This window comes from Cellulosimicrobium sp. SH8 (genome assembly GCF_025818875.1).
Lineage (GTDB): Bacteria > Actinomycetota > Actinomycetes > Actinomycetales > Cellulomonadaceae > Cellulosimicrobium > Cellulosimicrobium cellulans_D.
In genome coordinates, this window is record NZ_JAMXMH010000002.1 from 511,146 (window position 1) to 525,058 (window position 13,913).

Consider the following 13,913-nt stretch of genomic DNA (forward strand, 5'->3'; position numbering starts at 1 on the left):
AATCGGTAGCTGTGATTCCTGTCGCCCTTTCCCCGGGCCATCCCCTGACCGACGGCCGCACGGACCGTTCTCCGCTCGTGCAGGCCCTGCGCGCGGGCACGACGGGAAATCGCCCGGAAATCACACCGGTGTGGTTCATGCGCCAGGCGGGCCGGTCCCTCCCCGAGTACCGCGCGGCCCGCGAGGGCGTGAGCATGCTCGACTCGTGCCTGCGGCCGGACCTCGCGTCGGAGATCACGCTCCAGCCGGTGCGTCGCCACGGCGTGGACGCAGGCATCTTCTTCTCGGACATCGTCGTGCCGCTGCGCCTCGCGGGCGTCGAGGTCGACATCGCGCCGGGCGTCGGCCCGGTCATGGGCCAGGCGTACCGGACGCCCGACGACGTCGCGCGCCTCGTGGAGACCGAGCTCACCGAGGAGTCGCTCGCCCCGATCCGGGAGGCCGTCGCGCTGACCGTCGATGCGCTCGGCTCGACGCCGCTCATCGGGTTCGCGGGCGCGCCGTTCACGCTCGCGGCCTACCTCGTCGAGGGACGGCCGTCACGCGACCACCTCGCGGCCCGCGCGCTGCTGCGCGGCGACCCGGAGACGTGGCAGCGCCTCGTCGACTGGGCCGCCGACCTCACCGGCACGTTCCTGCGCGCGCAGGTCCAGGCGGGCGCGAGCGCCGCCCAGCTCTTCGACTCGTGGGCGGGCTCGCTCTCGCTCGCGGACTACGCGGCGGGCGCCGCCCCGGCGAGCACGCGCGCGCTCACCCACGTCGCCGACCTGGGCGTGCCGGTCGTCCACTTCGGCACCGGCACCGGCCACCTGCTCCCCGCGATGCGCGACGCCGTCACCGCGGCCGGGGTGCAGGACGTGACCGTGGGCGTCGACTACCGCACCCCGCTCGACGACGCCGCCCGGCTCCTCGCCGACGGGCACGCTCCCGTCCCGGTCCAGGGCAACATCGATCCCGCGCTGCTCGCCGCGCCGTGGGACGTGCTCGAGGCGCACGTGCGCGACGTCGTGCGTCGCGGGCGCACCGCGCCCGGGCACGTCGTGAACCTCGGCCACGGCGTCCCGCCGGACACCGACCCGGACGTCCTCACGCGCGTCGTCGGCCTGGTCCACGCGCTCGGCGCAGACTGGTCGGGACAGGACGACGCGCACGAGGAGGCGACCCGACGGTGAGCACCGAGCCGACGACGTCCCGCACCTCCCCCGGGACCGTCCCCGAGGAGGTGGACGCGGTCGTCGTCGGCGCGGGGGTCGCGGGGCTCACCGCGGCCCGGTCCTTGCGCGAGCAGGGGCTGCGCGTCGTAGTGCTCGAGGCCGCGGACGTCCCCGGCGGGCCGGTCCGGGGCGGCGACCTGCCCGGCCTCGACGGCGTCCGCGTCGACCTCGGCGCCGAGTCCTTCGCGGCCCGCGGCGCGGCCGTCGGCGACCTCGTCTCCGCGCTCGGCCTCGACGTCGTCGAGCCGTCGGGGGCGGGCGCCTGGGGCTACGCCGCCGGGCGCGCCTACCCGCTGCCCCGCGCGGGCGTGCTCGGGATCCCGGCCCAGCCGTGGTCCCGCGACGTCCGCCGCGCGGTCGGCGTCGGCGGGGCGCTGCGCGCGAGCCTCGACCGCGTCCTGCCCCGCCGCTTCACCGACCTGCGCACGCTCGAGACGTTCGCGCGCTCGCGCATGGGGACGCGCGTCACGGAGCGGCTCGTCGCGCCCGTCGCGGCCGGGGTGCACTCGGCCCCGCTCGACCGGCTGGACGTCGGCGCCGTCGCGCCGGGGCTCCGCGAGGCGTTCGAGCGCGAGGGGTCGCTCGCGCGGGCCGTCGCGTCGCTGCGCGCGCTCGCGCCCGCGGGCTCGGCCGTGCGCGGCATCGACGGCGGCATGCACCGGCTCGTCGAGGAGCTCGCGGCGGGCGCCGACGTGCGGCTGCGCCACGAGGTCACGGAGATCGCCCGCAGGGACCCGAGCCGTGGGCCCTCCGACGGCGGCGCGTCCTCCGGCTCCTGGGTCGTCCGCGCGCAGACGCCCGACGGGCCGCTCGAGCTCGCCGCGCCACGGCTCGTCGTGACGACCCCGGCGCTCGTGGACGCGCTCGGCCCGCTCGTCGGCACGGCGGCGGACCTGCTGCCCGACCCGGAGCCCGGCGCGGACGTCCGCCTCGTCACGCTCCTGCTCCGCGCGCCCGAGCTCGACGACGCCCCACGCGGGACCGGCCTGCTCGTCGCCCCGCCGCACCGGGACGCGGGCCGCACCGCACCGCCGTCGGACGTCGAGGCCAAGGCGCTGACCCACTCGACCGCCAAGTGGCCGTGGCTGCGCGACCGTGTGCGCGGCGCCGTCGGCCCGGGCCACCACGTGGTGCGGCTCAGCTACGGACGCATCGGCGCGACGACGGAGCCCGACCTCGACCGCGTCGTCGCCGACGCCTCGCGGCTGTTCGGCGTCGACCTGCACGGGCGCGTGCTCGGGCACGTCGTGACGCGCTGGAACGGTGCGCTGCCCCCACCCACCCCCGCGTTCCGGCGCGAGGTGGCGGCGTTCGTCGCCCGGGTCGAGGCCGTCCCCGGGCTCGGCGTGACCGGGGGCTGGATCGCCGGGACGGGGCTCGCGGCCATCGTCGGACACGCCCAGGAATGCGCGCGCGGCCTCGCCGGCGTGGAGTGAGGCAATCCTGAGCGGAATCCCGAGAAAGGAGAACGGCAATTCCTCAGGAATTGTCCTGACGTATTGTCGGAACGTTCCTGACCGAGCGTCAGGACCACGTCACTCCTGCGGGTATTTCCCCCGTCGTGACGTGCGCATTTCCGCGCACCGCCGCAGTGGGGAGAGACTGGGACCGTGAGCCCTGCAGGTACCCCTCCCCTCCGCGTGGGCACGCGCGGCAGCGCCCTCGCCACCACCCAGACCGGCCACGTCGCCCGACGCCTCGAAGAGCTGACCGGCCGCGACGTCGAGATCGTGCGCGTCCGCACCGACGGCGACGTCCTCACCGGGTCGCTCGCCCAGATGGGCGGCACCGGCGTGTTCGTCACCGCGCTGCGCGACGCGCTGCTCGACGGTCGCTGCGACGTCGCGGTCCACTCGCTCAAGGACCTGCCGACCGAGCCCGCCCCCGGCCTGACGATCGTCACGCCGGAGCGCGAGAACCCGCGCGACGTGCTGTGCGCACGCGGCGGCCTCACCATCGCGACGCTCCCGCGCGGTGCCCGCGTCGGCACCGGGTCTCCCCGACGCGCTGCGCAGCTCCGCTCCGTCCGGCCGGACCTCGACGTCGTGGACATCCGCGGCAACGTCGACACCCGACTCGCCCGCGCGCTCGGCCCGGACGCCGACCTCGACGCCGTCGTGCTCGCGTACGCGGGCCTCGCGCGGCTCGGCCGGCTCGACGCGGTGTCCGAGGTCGTCGACACCGCGATCATGGCGCCCGCCGCCGGGCAGGGCGCCCTCGCGGTGGAGGTGCGCACGTCGTCGCTCGAGGACCCCGTGCTCGCGCGTGCCCTGCACGACCTCGACCACGAGCCGACGCGCCTCGCCGTGCTCGCCGAGCGGTCGCTCCTCGCACGCCTCGAGGCCGGCTGCGCCGCACCGGTCGGCGCGCACGCCGTGGTCGAGGACGGCGAGGTCGTGCTGACCGCCGTCGTCGCCCGGGTCGACGGCGTCGAGCAGCTCACGCACTCGGGCCGCACCACCGTGCCGGTCGGCGCGACGTCGCAGGACGCGCGGGACGACGCCGCCCGCGCGCTCGGCGTGCGCGTCGCCGACGCGCTCCTCGCCGACGGCGCCGCCCGCCTCGCCCCGCTCCGGGAGACCGGCTCTGGGGCCGGGGGGCGAGCAGCGACGGCCGAGCCGGTGCCGGCCCCCGCCGACGACGCCGTCCCGTCACCCGACCGCGCCGTCGAGACCGCGCGCGAGCAGCTCCGCGACGGCGGCTACCGCGGCGAGGCGGAATGAGCCCGGGCCCCCTGCGCGACCCGTCGCGCGGCCCCGCGCCCGTCGTCCCGCCCCCGCCGGTGCGGCCGACCCCGCACGGCGACGCCGAGACCGCCGGACCGGCGTCGCGCCCGCACGCCGCGGGCGCACCGCTCGCCGGACGGACGGTCCTCGTCCCGCGCGCGCCCGAGCGCGCCGCCGGGCTCGCGGCGGCGCTCCGCCACGCCGGTGCGCGCGTCCTCGTCAGCCCCGCGATCGAGCGCGCCCGGGTCGAGGACACCGCCCCCGTGGACGGCGCCGTCGCCCGCCTCGCGCACGGCGACTTCGCCTGGGTCGTCGTGACGAGCGTCAACGCGATCGACGAGCTCCTGGCGTCCGTCGCCCGCCAGGGCCTCGACCTGGCCGACGCCGCCCGCCGGTCCCGGTGGGCCGCCGTCGGCCCCGCGACCCGCCGCGCCCTCGACGCCGTCGGCATCCAGGTGGACCTCGAGCCGACCGAGAACTCCGCCCGCGGCCTCGTCGCCGCCTTCGCCACCCTCGCCGCGACCGACCACGCCTCTACCTCGACGAACCAGGGCTCTACCCCGCGAGGTCGAGGTCTGGTGCTGCTCCCCCAGGGGGACCTCGCGGCACCGACGATGCACGACGGCCTGCACGACCTGGGCTACGTCCCGCACGTCGTCACCGTCTACCGCACCGTCACGCACCCGCTCGCGCCGGAGATCGTCGCGGCGTGGCGCGCGGGCGAGGTAGACGCCGTCGTGCTGACGTCGGGGAGCGTCGCGCGGGAGGTCGCGCGGCAGCTCGGTCCTCGCGACGACGTCGCGGGGGTCGCGATCGGCGACCCGACCGCCCGGGCGGCGCGCGCCGTCGGGCTGCGACTCGACGTCGTGGCGGAGCGCCCGACCGACGCCGCGCTCGCCGCCGCCGTGAGCGCAGCCCTGACCACCGCCCTGTCGGACGGCCCGGCCGCTCCCCCGGCCGCCGACGACCCCGACGCGACCGACGAAGGAGACCCCTCGTGACCCACCTGCCTGCCGGGCACCACCGGCCGCGCCGCCTGCGCACGAGCCCGCGCGTGCGACGGCTCGTCAGCGAGACGCGCGTGCACGCGTCGGACCTCGTGCTCCCCCTGTTCGTCAAGGAGGGCCTCGACGCGCCGCGCCCCATCTCGTCGATGCCGGGCGTCGTGCAGCACACGGAGGCGACGCTCGCGGACGCCGTCCGCGACGCGGCGCGTGCGGGCGTCGGCGGCGTCATGCTGTTCGGCATCCCCGCCGAGCGCGACGCGACCGGGACGCAGGCGGACGCCGCGGACGGGATCCTGCAGCGCGGCATCCGGATCGCGGTCGAGGCGGCGCGCGAGCACGCCGGCGGCGGGCCGGTCGTCATGGCCGACACGTGCCTCGACGAGTTCACCGACCACGGGCACTGCGGCGTGCTCACCACCGGCCGCGACGGGTCCGTGGTCGTCGACAACGACGCGACGCTCGACCGCTACGCGTCGATGGCCGTCGCGCAGGCGCGCGCGGGCGCGGACGTCGTCGCGCCGTCGGGCATGATGGACGGCCAGGTCGGCGTGATCCGCGAGGCGCTGGACGCCGCGGGGTTCGACGACGTCGGCATCCTCGCCTACTCCGCGAAGTACGCGAGCGCGTTCTACGGGCCGTTCCGGGAGGCCGTGGACTCGGCGCTCCAGGGCGACCGCCGCACGTACCAGATGGACGCGGGCAACGCGCGCGAGGGTCTGCGCGAGGCCGACCTCGACCTCGCCGAGGGCGCGGACCTGGTCATGGTCAAGCCCGCGGGCTCGTACCTGGACGTGCTCGCCGCGGTCGCGGAGATGTCGCCGGTGCCCGTCGCGGCGTACCAGGTGTCGGGCGAGTACGCGATGATCGAGGCCGCCGCCGCGAACGGCTGGATCGACCGGCGCGGCGCGATCACGGAGTCGGTGCTCGGCATCAAGCGCGCCGGCGCGGACGTGATCCTCACCTACTGGGCGACGGAGCTCGCGGGCTGGCTGGACGAGAACGACGGAAGGACGCGGGCATGACGGACACCGGAGGCTTCGGGACGGCGGAGGCCGTGCAGGCGGAGAACGCGGCGCTGTTCGGCGCGCCCGGCGCAGGTGGGGCGGACAACCACGCCGCGTTCGTGCGCGCGCAGGGCGTGCTGCCGGGCGGCGTGAGCTCGCCGGTCCGCGCCTACGGGTCCGTCGGCGGCGACCCGCGGTTCCTCGCCTCGGCCCGGGGACCGTACGTCACCGACGTCGCGGGGCGGGAGTACGTCGACCTCGTGTGCTCGTGGGGCCCGGCACTGCTCGGGCACGCGCAGCCCGACGTCGTCGCGGCGGTCCAGGAGGCGGCGGCGCGCGGGCTGTCGTTCGGCGCCCCGACGCTCGGCGAGGTCGAGCTCGCGGAGGAGATCCGCCGCCGGGTGCCCGCCGCGGATCGCGTGCGTCTCGTGTCGACCGGCACCGAGGCGACGATGACCGCGATCCGGCTCGCGCGCGGCGTGACCGGGCGCGACGTCGTCGTGAAGTTCGCCGGCTGCTACCACGGGCACGTGGACGCGCTGCTCGCGGAGGCTGGCTCCGGCGTCGCGACGCTCGCCCTGCCCGGCTCGGCCGGGGTCACCGAGGCGACGGCGGCCGAGACGCTCGTCCTGCCGTACAACGACCTCGCCGCGGTCGAGGCGGCGTTCGCGGAGCGCGGGTCGGAGATCGCCGCAGTCATCACGGAGGCGTCGCCCGCGAACATGGGCGTCGTCCCGCCCGCGGAGGGCTTCAACGAGGGCCTGCGCCGCATCACCGCCGCGCACGGCGCGCTGCTGGTCCTCGACGAGGTGCTGACGGGCTTCCGCGTCGGGCCGAGCGGGTGGTGGGGCCTCGAGAACAGCGTCCTGCGCGGACAGGGCGCGGACGGCTACACGCCCGACCTGTTCACGTTCGGCAAGGTCGTGGGCGGCGGGATGCCCGTCGCCGCGGTCGGTGGGCCGGCGAGCGTCATGGACCAGCTCGCGCCGCTCGGGCCCGTCTACCAGGCGGGCACGCTGTCCGGGAACCCGGTCGCGGTCGCGGCGGGTCTCGCGACGCTGCGCCTCGCCGACGACGCCGTGTACGCGCGCGTGGACGAGGTCGCGGGCGTGCTGTCGTCGGCCGTGGGCTCGGCGCTCGACGCGGCGGGCGTGCCGCACCGCGTGCAGCGCGCGGGCTCGCTCTTCTCCGTGTTCTTCGGCGAGCTCGCCGCGACCGCGGGCGTGCGCGACTACGCGCAGGCCCAGGCGCAGGAGACGTTCCGGTACCGCGCGTTCTTCCACGCGATGCTCGACGCGGGCGTGAGCCTGCCGCCGTCGGTGTTCGAGGCCTGGTTCGTCTCCGCCGCCCACGACGACGCCGCCGTCTCCCGCATCCTCGACGCCTTCCCCGCGGCCGCCCGCGCCGCCGCACAAGCCGCCCCGGCCTGACCCCTGCCCCCGGGCGCCGCCCGGGGAGTACGCCGAACACGACGTTGGTGTCGTCATCCCTCGGATAACGACACCAACGTCGTGTTCGACGGCGCGGGATCGCGTGCTCGGCAGCGCGGGGCCGCGGGGCGCGCGGGGGCGCAGCGTCAGTACGTCGCGGCCTGGCCCGCCCGCCTGCCGAGCGAGCGGATCTGGACGCCGAACGCGATGAGCATGACGCCCCAGAGGATCGCGAAGATCGCGAGGATCCAGACGATCGAGACCAGCCCGGCGTTGACGTTGAACAGCACGAGCAGACCGAAGACGAGACCCAGGAGCCCGGCGAAGACGCCCCAGCCCCAGCCGCTGCCGGGGACCTTGCGCAGGTCGAGGCTCGCGACCGTCTGGAACAGGCCGTAGACGACGGCCCAGAAGCCGACGATCCAGGTGAGGACGATCGCGGTCTTGCCCGGCCAGACGAGCAGCACGATGCCGACGGCCAGGCTGAGGACACCCATGGTGACGAGGAACGCGGTGCCGCTGCCGGTGCCGCGACGCCGGATGCCCTCGATGATCTCGACGATCCCGTCGACGACCGCGAAGATGCCGATGACCCAGATGATCACGGCCGCGGTCTTGTCCGGCCACGCCAGGGCGACGATGCCGAAGAGGATGGCGAGCGCCCCGCGGAGCACTGGCCAGTACCAGACCTGCTTCGCGGTGCTGGAGAAGGCGGTGAGGATCGGGTCCTGCGTCGTCATGGTCACTCCCCGTGCTAGGTGACGGGCCGGCTCACCGGCGGCCTGGGGCCTGTGTCGCCTCCCGCTTCGCCTCCATGGAACACCCAGAAATCCCGCGTGTCGCGGCGAAGCGCGCGTTTCGCCCGCTCGTGCCGGACGGTCACGCCCGCGCAGGTCGCGGTGAGAGGGCCGGCGCGGGGGCGCGCCGCCGTCGGCCCGACCAGATCACGAGGGCGGCCAGCGCGAGCACGGCCGTGAACGCGAGGACGGGGCCCGCGAAGAACGGGCCGATCCGCTTGTCCGCGACGACCGCGTACGTCGGCGCGTACGCGACGTCGGCACCGGCCGGCTCGAACGCGAAGTCGGAGACGATCTCCGTCCCCGGGTCGGTGAAGACCTGCTCGTGCGACGTGACGAAGCTGCCGGCGGCGAGGAGCTCGGCGAGCTCGTCGGAGCCCACCGACGCCGGGTCGACGCGGCCCGCGAACCGCACCGTCGGCTCGGTCGCGGCAGCGGTCGCGTCCGTGCGGTCGACGCGGTGGTCGGCCAGGACGTACGTGCGCGTGCTCTGGGTGTCGTCGGCGACGGCGGACATGCGCATGGGGTAGACGAGCGAACCGCTCGCGAACGTGACGCGCAGGGGCTGCAGCGTCCCGTCGAACGCGGCCGCCTCCTCCGGCGCGAGCCGGGCGGCGACGAACGACCAGCCCTCGTTCACGTACGGCACGAGCGCGGTCTGGATCGACTCGGGGAGCTGGAACCCCCGCTCCGTGAGCCACGCCCCGAGCGCACCCGGGTCGGTCGCGCCGAGCGTCGTGACGTCGAGCGGGCCGAGCCGCACCTCGTCGAGCACCGCGACCCCCGCCGGCGCGCCGGCACCGTCGCTCCCGGCGGCGCCGAACCCCAGCTCGGGCCACCACCGGTAGTCGGAGACGACGGCGCGGGGTTGCGTGAGGTCGTCGAGCTCGCGGAAGACCTGCGGGTCGGCGAGCGCGACCTCGGCCGGCGCGGGGGTGGGAAGCAGCAGCCCGACCTCGGGGGCGTTCGACAGCGCGTCGAGCTCCAGCAGCATCGTCTCGGTCGTCCCGTCCCACTGGAGCACGGCCGTCTCCTGCGAGACCGAGGTGTCGTACGCGGGCCCGTCGACGAGGCCGCCGCACGCGCACGCGCCCGCCGGCGGTGCCGCGACGACGCCCGCGCCCGCGAGCGCGAGCGCGACCGCCGCCGCGCGGACCGCCCGTCCTGCTCCCGCTCCCCTGCTCATGCTTGGGAGGCTAGGGGGGCGCCAGGAGCCTCGCGCGGCGAGCGCCGCAATCGTGATGAGGCCGTGACAGCAGCGTGACCCGCCGAGCCCCCGCGACAGTCCGTGACGCGCTGTCGGGCAGGAGCCGGGGGCGGTGTCAGGCGACCGCCGCGCTCACTCCGAGGTGCACGAGGATGCCGAGGACGACGGCCCACGCCGTGACCGCGACGACCCCCCAGGTGAAGACGCGGGCGCGCGGCGCACCGAACCCGACCATGGCGGCTGCGGTGACGTGGCTCGGCAGCAGCAGGGGCCCGAGGAGGCTGACGCCGGGCACGCCGTACCGGTCGAACACCTTCCGCATCCGCTGCTGCTTGGGCGACTGCTCGGCGGCTCGTCCGCGCGTGACGCCCGAGCGGGCGGCACCGATGAGCCAGACGACGAGCGCGAGGGCGATCGCGTTGCCCACCACGGCGGCGACGATCGCGACGACGGGGTTCACCCCCGCGACGACCCCCAGGATCGCCGCCCCCTCGGCCTCGACGTACGGGATCGCGCCCGCGAGGAGGACCCCGACCCAGCGCAGCAGGGGCGGAAGACCCTGGGTGAGCTCCTGGAGCCCGGTGACGATGTCGGTCATGGTGCGCCTCTCGTTGTGGGTGCCTCCAGCCTCTCGGCGGCGCGGGCGCGCCGACAGTGCGCCCGCTCACCGGAGGACGTGGGACCGTCACCGCGCAGGCATGACAGGTGTCACGACCCCCGTCGTCGGACGACGGGGACCGGCGTACCCTTGGGGGGTATCCATCGGTTACCCTGGTGGGGTATAAGACGACGATCGCCCGCGGTCACGGCACCGCGCCCTGGACGAGGAGGAGAGCATGACCGACACCACCGAGGCCCCCGCCGTCGCGCACGAGCACGCGGCCCACACCGGTCCGCACGGCTACGCGTCCGACAAGGAGGCGTACCTCAAGCGCATGCGCCGCATCGAGGGCCAGGTGCGCGGCATCGCGCGCATGATCGACGAGGACGTCTACTGCATCGACATCCTCACGCAGGTCTCCGCCGTCACGAAGGCGCTGCAGGCCGTGAGCATCGGCCTCGTCGAGGACCACCTCGGCCACTGCGTCGTCGACGCGGCCCGCCAGTCCGAGGAGGAGGGTGCGGCCAAGGTCAAGGAGGCCGCCGACGCCATCGCCCGCCTCGTCCGCAGCTGACCCACCCCACCACCGAGGAGCACCATGAGCACCGTCACCACCCTGGGCGTCACCGGCATGACCTGCGGCAACTGCGTCGCGCACGTCACCAAGGACCTCGAGGCCGTCGCCGGCGTCGAGAACGTGAGCGTCGAGCTGCGCGTCGGCGGCGCGTCCGAGGTCACGGTCTTCTCCGACGACCCGCTCGACGAGGCCGCGCTGCGCGAGGCCGTGGACGAGGCCGGCTACGAGGTCGCGTCGGTCGAGGTCCAGGAGGACGCCCTGGCCGCCCAGTACGCCGAGCAGGCCGCCGAGAAGCAGGAGGCGCACGCGTGCGCGTGCGGCTGCGGCACGGCGCCGAGCACGTCCACGGGCGACGCCGTCCCCGCGACGAAGACGTACGACCTCCAGGTCCCGCCCCGCGCCTGACCCGCACGCGACCTGTCAGCACCCGGTCGCGGCATGACGCGACCTCCTGCTGACAGCGCCACTCCCGGGTGACCTGTCAGCAGGTGGTCGCCGTATCGCGCGAGCGGTCGCTGACAGGTCGCACCGCCCCGGTGCCCACCGCGACGCGCACCCACGCCGCCCGTCCGCACCGGCACGGCCCGCACGCCGCGACGTCCGCCTCCCCGGACCGCCGTCGGTGGCCTCCGTCAGAGCACCCGTCGAGGAGTCACCCGCATGACCGCCCAGCCCGCGCCCACCCCGACGACCGCCGACCCGCCGGGCGACGCCGTCGACGGTCGACCGTTCGCCGAGGTCGACCTCGCGATCGAGGGCATGACGTGCGCGTCCTGCGTCGCACGCGTCGAGAAGCGGCTCAACCGCGTCGACGGCGTCACCGCCACCGTCAACCTCCCGCTCGAGAACGCGCACGTCGTCCTCGCCGCCGACGTCACCGACGCCGACCTCGTCGCTGCCGTCGAGAAGGCCGGCTACACCGCCCGCGTCACCACCCGGCGTGATCTCACCTCCACCTCGAGCGACCAAGGCTCTACCTCGGCAGACGGAGGCGAGACGGCCGTCGAACGGACCGGGCAGGCGTCGGCCACGCAGGCGACGCGCGTGGGTCGCCCCGCCGCCGGGCACGACCCCAGCACCTCCGGCGAGACCGCCGCCGGACCAGACCGAGGTCCCGTGCTGCGGCAGCGACTGCGCGTCGCGGCGGTGCTCACCGTGCCGGTCGTCGCGCTGTCGATGGTCCCGGCGCTGCAGTTCACGGGCTGGCAGTGGGTCGTCGCGGCGCTCGCGCTGCCGGTCGTCACGTGGGGCGCGTGGCCGTTCCACACGGCGGCGTTCCGGGCCGCGCGGCACGGCGCGTCGACGATGGACACGCTGGTCTCGCTCGGGGTGGTCGCGGCGACGCTGTGGTCGCTGTGGGCGCTGCTGCTGGGTGGCGCGGGCGAGCTGGGGATGCGGATGCAGCCGACGCTGATCCCGTCCCGGGACGTGATGGGCACGCCGGAGCTGTACTTCGAGGTCGCGGCCGTCGTCACGACGTTCCTCCTCGCCGGCCGGTACGCGGAGCACCGGTCCAAGCGACGCGCGGGCGACGCGCTGCGGTCGCTGCTCGAGCTGGGCGCGAAGGACGCGGAGCGGGTGGTCCTCGGTCCCGACGGCTCTCCCCGCACGGGTGCCGACGGCGCGCGGGTCACCGAGCGCGTCCCGGTCGCGGACCTCGTGGCCGGGGACGTGTTCGTCGTGCGGCCGGGCGAGAAGGTCGCGACGGACGGCGTGGTGCTGGAGGGGTCGAGCGCGGTCGACACCTCGCTGCTCACGGGCGAGCCGGTGCCGGTCGACGTCGGCCCGGGCGACGACGTGACGGGCGCGACGGTCAACGCGGCGGGCGCGCTGCTGGTCCGGGCGACGCGGGTGGGCGAGGAGACGACGCTCGCGCAGATCGGGCGGCTCGTCACGCAGGCGCAGACGGGCAAGGCGCCGGTGCAGCGGCTCGCGGACCGGATCTCGGCGGTGTTCGTACCGGTCGTGCTGGTGCTCGCGGTCGTGACGCTCGTCGGCTGGCTGCTCGCCGGGGCCGGCACGCAGTTCGCGTTCACCGCCGCCGTCGCGGTGCTCATCATCGCGTGCCCGTGCGCGCTCGGTCTGGCGACGCCGACGGCCCTGCTCGTCGGCACCGGCCGGGGCGCGCAGCTCGGCGTGCTCATCAAGGGGCCGGAGATCCTCGAGTCGACGCGGCGCGTGGACACCGTCGTGCTCGACAAGACGGGGACCGTCACCCAGGGCGCGATGGCGCTCGAGGCGGTCGTGACGCCGTCGGGCAGCGTGCCGCTCGACACGTTGTCAGCGGACGGTCGCGCTCCGGCGCGACGAGACGCTGACGGGTCGCGCCGGGAGGTCGACGACGCGCGCGACGCCCTGCGGCACGCGGGTGCGGTCGAGGCGCTGAGCGAGCACCCGATCGCCCGGGCGGTCGCCCAGGCCGCGCGCCGGACGGCCGCATCGTCCTCGACCGGCGGGGACGCCCCGGTGGGGGCCGACGGCGTGGTGATCGGTTCGCTGCAGGCGTTCGACTTCCGGAGCGCACCGGGCGGCGGGGTCGAGGCCGTCGTCCGCACCGCGCACTCCGGGCTCTCCCTGGGCGACGGGGGCGGGCTCACCGCGCGGCGCGTGCTCGTCGGGCAGCCGTCGTGGCTCGCGCGCGAGGGGGTCTCGCCCGACCCGGCGCTCGACGGCGCGTTCGCGGCCGCCGAGGCGTCGGGGGCGAGCGCCGTCGTCGTCGGGTGGGACGGCCGGGCGCGCGCGGTGCTCGTGCTGCGCGACCCGGTGAAGCCGACGTCTGCCGAGGCGGTGCGCGAGCTGACGGACCTCGGCCTGCGGCCCTACCTGCTCACGGGCGACGGCGAGGGCGCGGCCCGCGAGGCGGCGCGCGCCGTCGGGATCGCGGAGTCGGACGTCGTCGCGCGCGTGCTCCCGGACCAGAAGGTCGACGTCGTCGCGCGGCTGCAGCGCGAGGGACGGGTCGTCGCGATGGTCGGGGACGGCGTGAACGACGCCGCCGCGCTCGCGACGGCGGACCTCGGGCTCGCGATGGGCACGGGGACGGACGTCGCGATCGAGGCGAGCGACCTGACGCTCGTGCGCGGGGACCTCCGCAGCGCGGCGACGGCGATCCGGCTCTCGCGCCGGACCCTGCGGATCATCCAGCAGAACCTGTTCTGGGCGTTCGCCTACAACGTGGCGGCGATCCCGCTCGCGGCGGCGGGCCTGCTCAACCCGATGATCGCGGGGGCGGCGATGGCCGCGAGCTCGGTGCTCGTCGTCGGGAACTCGCTGCGCCTGCGCCGCGCCGCCTGACCCGGCCCGCGCCGTCGCCGTCGCCGACCACGACGTTCGTCGCCGTCGAGCACGAC

The 13,913-nt window shown here is 76.0% G+C and carries 12 protein-coding genes; 9 read left to right on the forward strand and 3 right to left on the reverse strand.

Translation table 11 applies throughout. The features are described from left to right. Nucleotides 1-11: 11 nt before the first annotated feature. From hemE to hemL, 6 genes are all read left to right on the forward strand, one after another. Nucleotides 12-1,172: a uroporphyrinogen decarboxylase gene (gene hemE / locus NF338_RS04980; RefSeq protein WP_264029759.1), complete on the forward strand. Its 1,161-nt coding sequence runs from the start codon at nucleotides 12-14 to the stop codon at nucleotides 1,170-1,172. Beyond that, nucleotides 1,169-2,650, forward strand: a complete 1,482-nt coding sequence (locus NF338_RS04985) for a protoporphyrinogen/coproporphyrinogen oxidase (protein ID WP_264029760.1) — start codon at nucleotides 1,169-1,171, stop codon at nucleotides 2,648-2,650. The genes hemE and NF338_RS04985 overlap by 4 nt, the downstream gene beginning before the upstream one ends. A gap of 174 nt (nucleotides 2,651-2,824) precedes the next feature. Further along, a complete protein-coding gene (hemC, locus tag NF338_RS04990; protein WP_264029761.1) occupies nucleotides 2,825-3,937 on the forward strand; it encodes a hydroxymethylbilane synthase in 1,113 nt (370 codons plus the stop codon). After that, nucleotides 3,934-4,941, forward strand: a complete 1,008-nt coding sequence (locus NF338_RS04995) for a uroporphyrinogen-III synthase (RefSeq protein WP_264029762.1) — start codon at nucleotides 3,934-3,936, stop codon at nucleotides 4,939-4,941. Before hemC ends, NF338_RS04995 begins: the two co-directional genes overlap by 4 nt. 5 nt (nucleotides 4,942-4,946) lie before the next feature. Next, nucleotides 4,947-5,969, forward strand: coding sequence for a porphobilinogen synthase (hemB, locus tag NF338_RS05000; RefSeq protein WP_412846137.1), 1,023 nt, complete (start codon nucleotides 4,947-4,949; stop codon nucleotides 5,967-5,969). Then, the gene (gene hemL / locus NF338_RS05005; RefSeq protein ID WP_264029764.1) at nucleotides 5,966-7,381 is read left to right on the forward strand and encodes a glutamate-1-semialdehyde 2,1-aminomutase; all 1,416 of its coding nucleotides are present in this window, start codon (nucleotides 5,966-5,968) and stop codon (nucleotides 7,379-7,381) included. The genes hemB and hemL overlap by 4 nt, the downstream gene beginning before the upstream one ends. Nucleotides 7,382-7,527: 146 nt before the next feature. On the opposite strand, the gene NF338_RS05010 is transcribed toward hemL, so the two are convergent. From NF338_RS05010 to NF338_RS05020, 3 genes are all read right to left on the reverse strand, one after another. Beyond that, the gene (locus NF338_RS05010) at nucleotides 7,528-8,121 is read right to left on the reverse strand and encodes an HdeD family acid-resistance protein (RefSeq protein ID WP_264029765.1); all 594 of its coding nucleotides are present in this window, start codon (nucleotides 8,119-8,121) and stop codon (nucleotides 7,528-7,530) included. Nucleotides 8,122-8,260: 139 nt separating this feature from the next. After that, on the reverse strand, nucleotides 8,261-9,364 hold the full coding sequence (locus tag NF338_RS05015) for a DUF2330 domain-containing protein (protein ID WP_264029766.1): 1,104 nt from the start codon (nucleotides 9,362-9,364) through the stop codon (nucleotides 8,261-8,263). Nucleotides 9,365-9,500: 136 nt separating this feature from the next. After that, complete coding sequence (locus NF338_RS05020; RefSeq protein WP_264029767.1) at nucleotides 9,501-9,983, reverse strand: hypothetical protein; 483 nt, start codon at nucleotides 9,981-9,983, stop codon at nucleotides 9,501-9,503. Between the two features lie 238 nt (nucleotides 9,984-10,221). On the opposite strand from NF338_RS05020, the gene NF338_RS05025 reads away from it, so the two are divergent. From NF338_RS05025 to NF338_RS05035, 3 genes are all read left to right on the forward strand, one after another. Continuing rightward, the gene (locus NF338_RS05025) at nucleotides 10,222-10,560 is read left to right on the forward strand and encodes a metal-sensitive transcriptional regulator (protein WP_087470736.1); all 339 of its coding nucleotides are present in this window, start codon (nucleotides 10,222-10,224) and stop codon (nucleotides 10,558-10,560) included. A gap of 24 nt (nucleotides 10,561-10,584) precedes the next feature. Further along, complete coding sequence (locus NF338_RS05030; RefSeq protein WP_264029768.1) at nucleotides 10,585-10,968, forward strand: heavy-metal-associated domain-containing protein; 384 nt, start codon at nucleotides 10,585-10,587, stop codon at nucleotides 10,966-10,968. Between the two features lie 255 nt (nucleotides 10,969-11,223). Further along, on the forward strand, nucleotides 11,224-13,857 hold the full coding sequence (locus tag NF338_RS05035; protein ID WP_264029769.1) for a heavy metal translocating P-type ATPase: 2,634 nt from the start codon (nucleotides 11,224-11,226) through the stop codon (nucleotides 13,855-13,857). Nucleotides 13,858-13,913: the final 56 nt, after the last annotated feature.

What these genes read in the sequence shown, in the direction of transcription:
- NF338_RS04995 (WP_264029762.1), top strand. Translation starts at nt 3,934, where the DNA reads ATGAGCCCGGGCCCCCTGCGCGACCCGTCGCGCGGCCCCGCGCCCGTC.
- hemL (WP_264029764.1), top strand. Translation starts at nt 5,966, where the DNA reads ATGACGGACACCGGAGGCTTCGGGACGGCGGAGGCCGTGCAGGCGGAG.
- NF338_RS05010 (WP_264029765.1), bottom strand. Translation starts at nt 8,121, where the DNA reads ATGACGACGCAGGACCCGATCCTCACCGCCTTCTCCAGCACCGCGAAG.
- NF338_RS05015 (WP_264029766.1), bottom strand. Translation starts at nt 9,364, where the DNA reads ATGAGCAGGGGAGCGGGAGCAGGACGGGCGGTCCGCGCGGCGGCGGTC.
- NF338_RS05020 (WP_264029767.1), bottom strand. Translation starts at nt 9,983, where the DNA reads ATGACCGACATCGTCACCGGGCTCCAGGAGCTCACCCAGGGTCTTCCG.
- NF338_RS05025 (WP_087470736.1), top strand. Translation starts at nt 10,222, where the DNA reads ATGACCGACACCACCGAGGCCCCCGCCGTCGCGCACGAGCACGCGGCC.
- NF338_RS05030 (WP_264029768.1), top strand. Translation starts at nt 10,585, where the DNA reads ATGAGCACCGTCACCACCCTGGGCGTCACCGGCATGACCTGCGGCAAC.
- NF338_RS05035 (WP_264029769.1), top strand. Translation starts at nt 11,224, where the DNA reads ATGACCGCCCAGCCCGCGCCCACCCCGACGACCGCCGACCCGCCGGGC.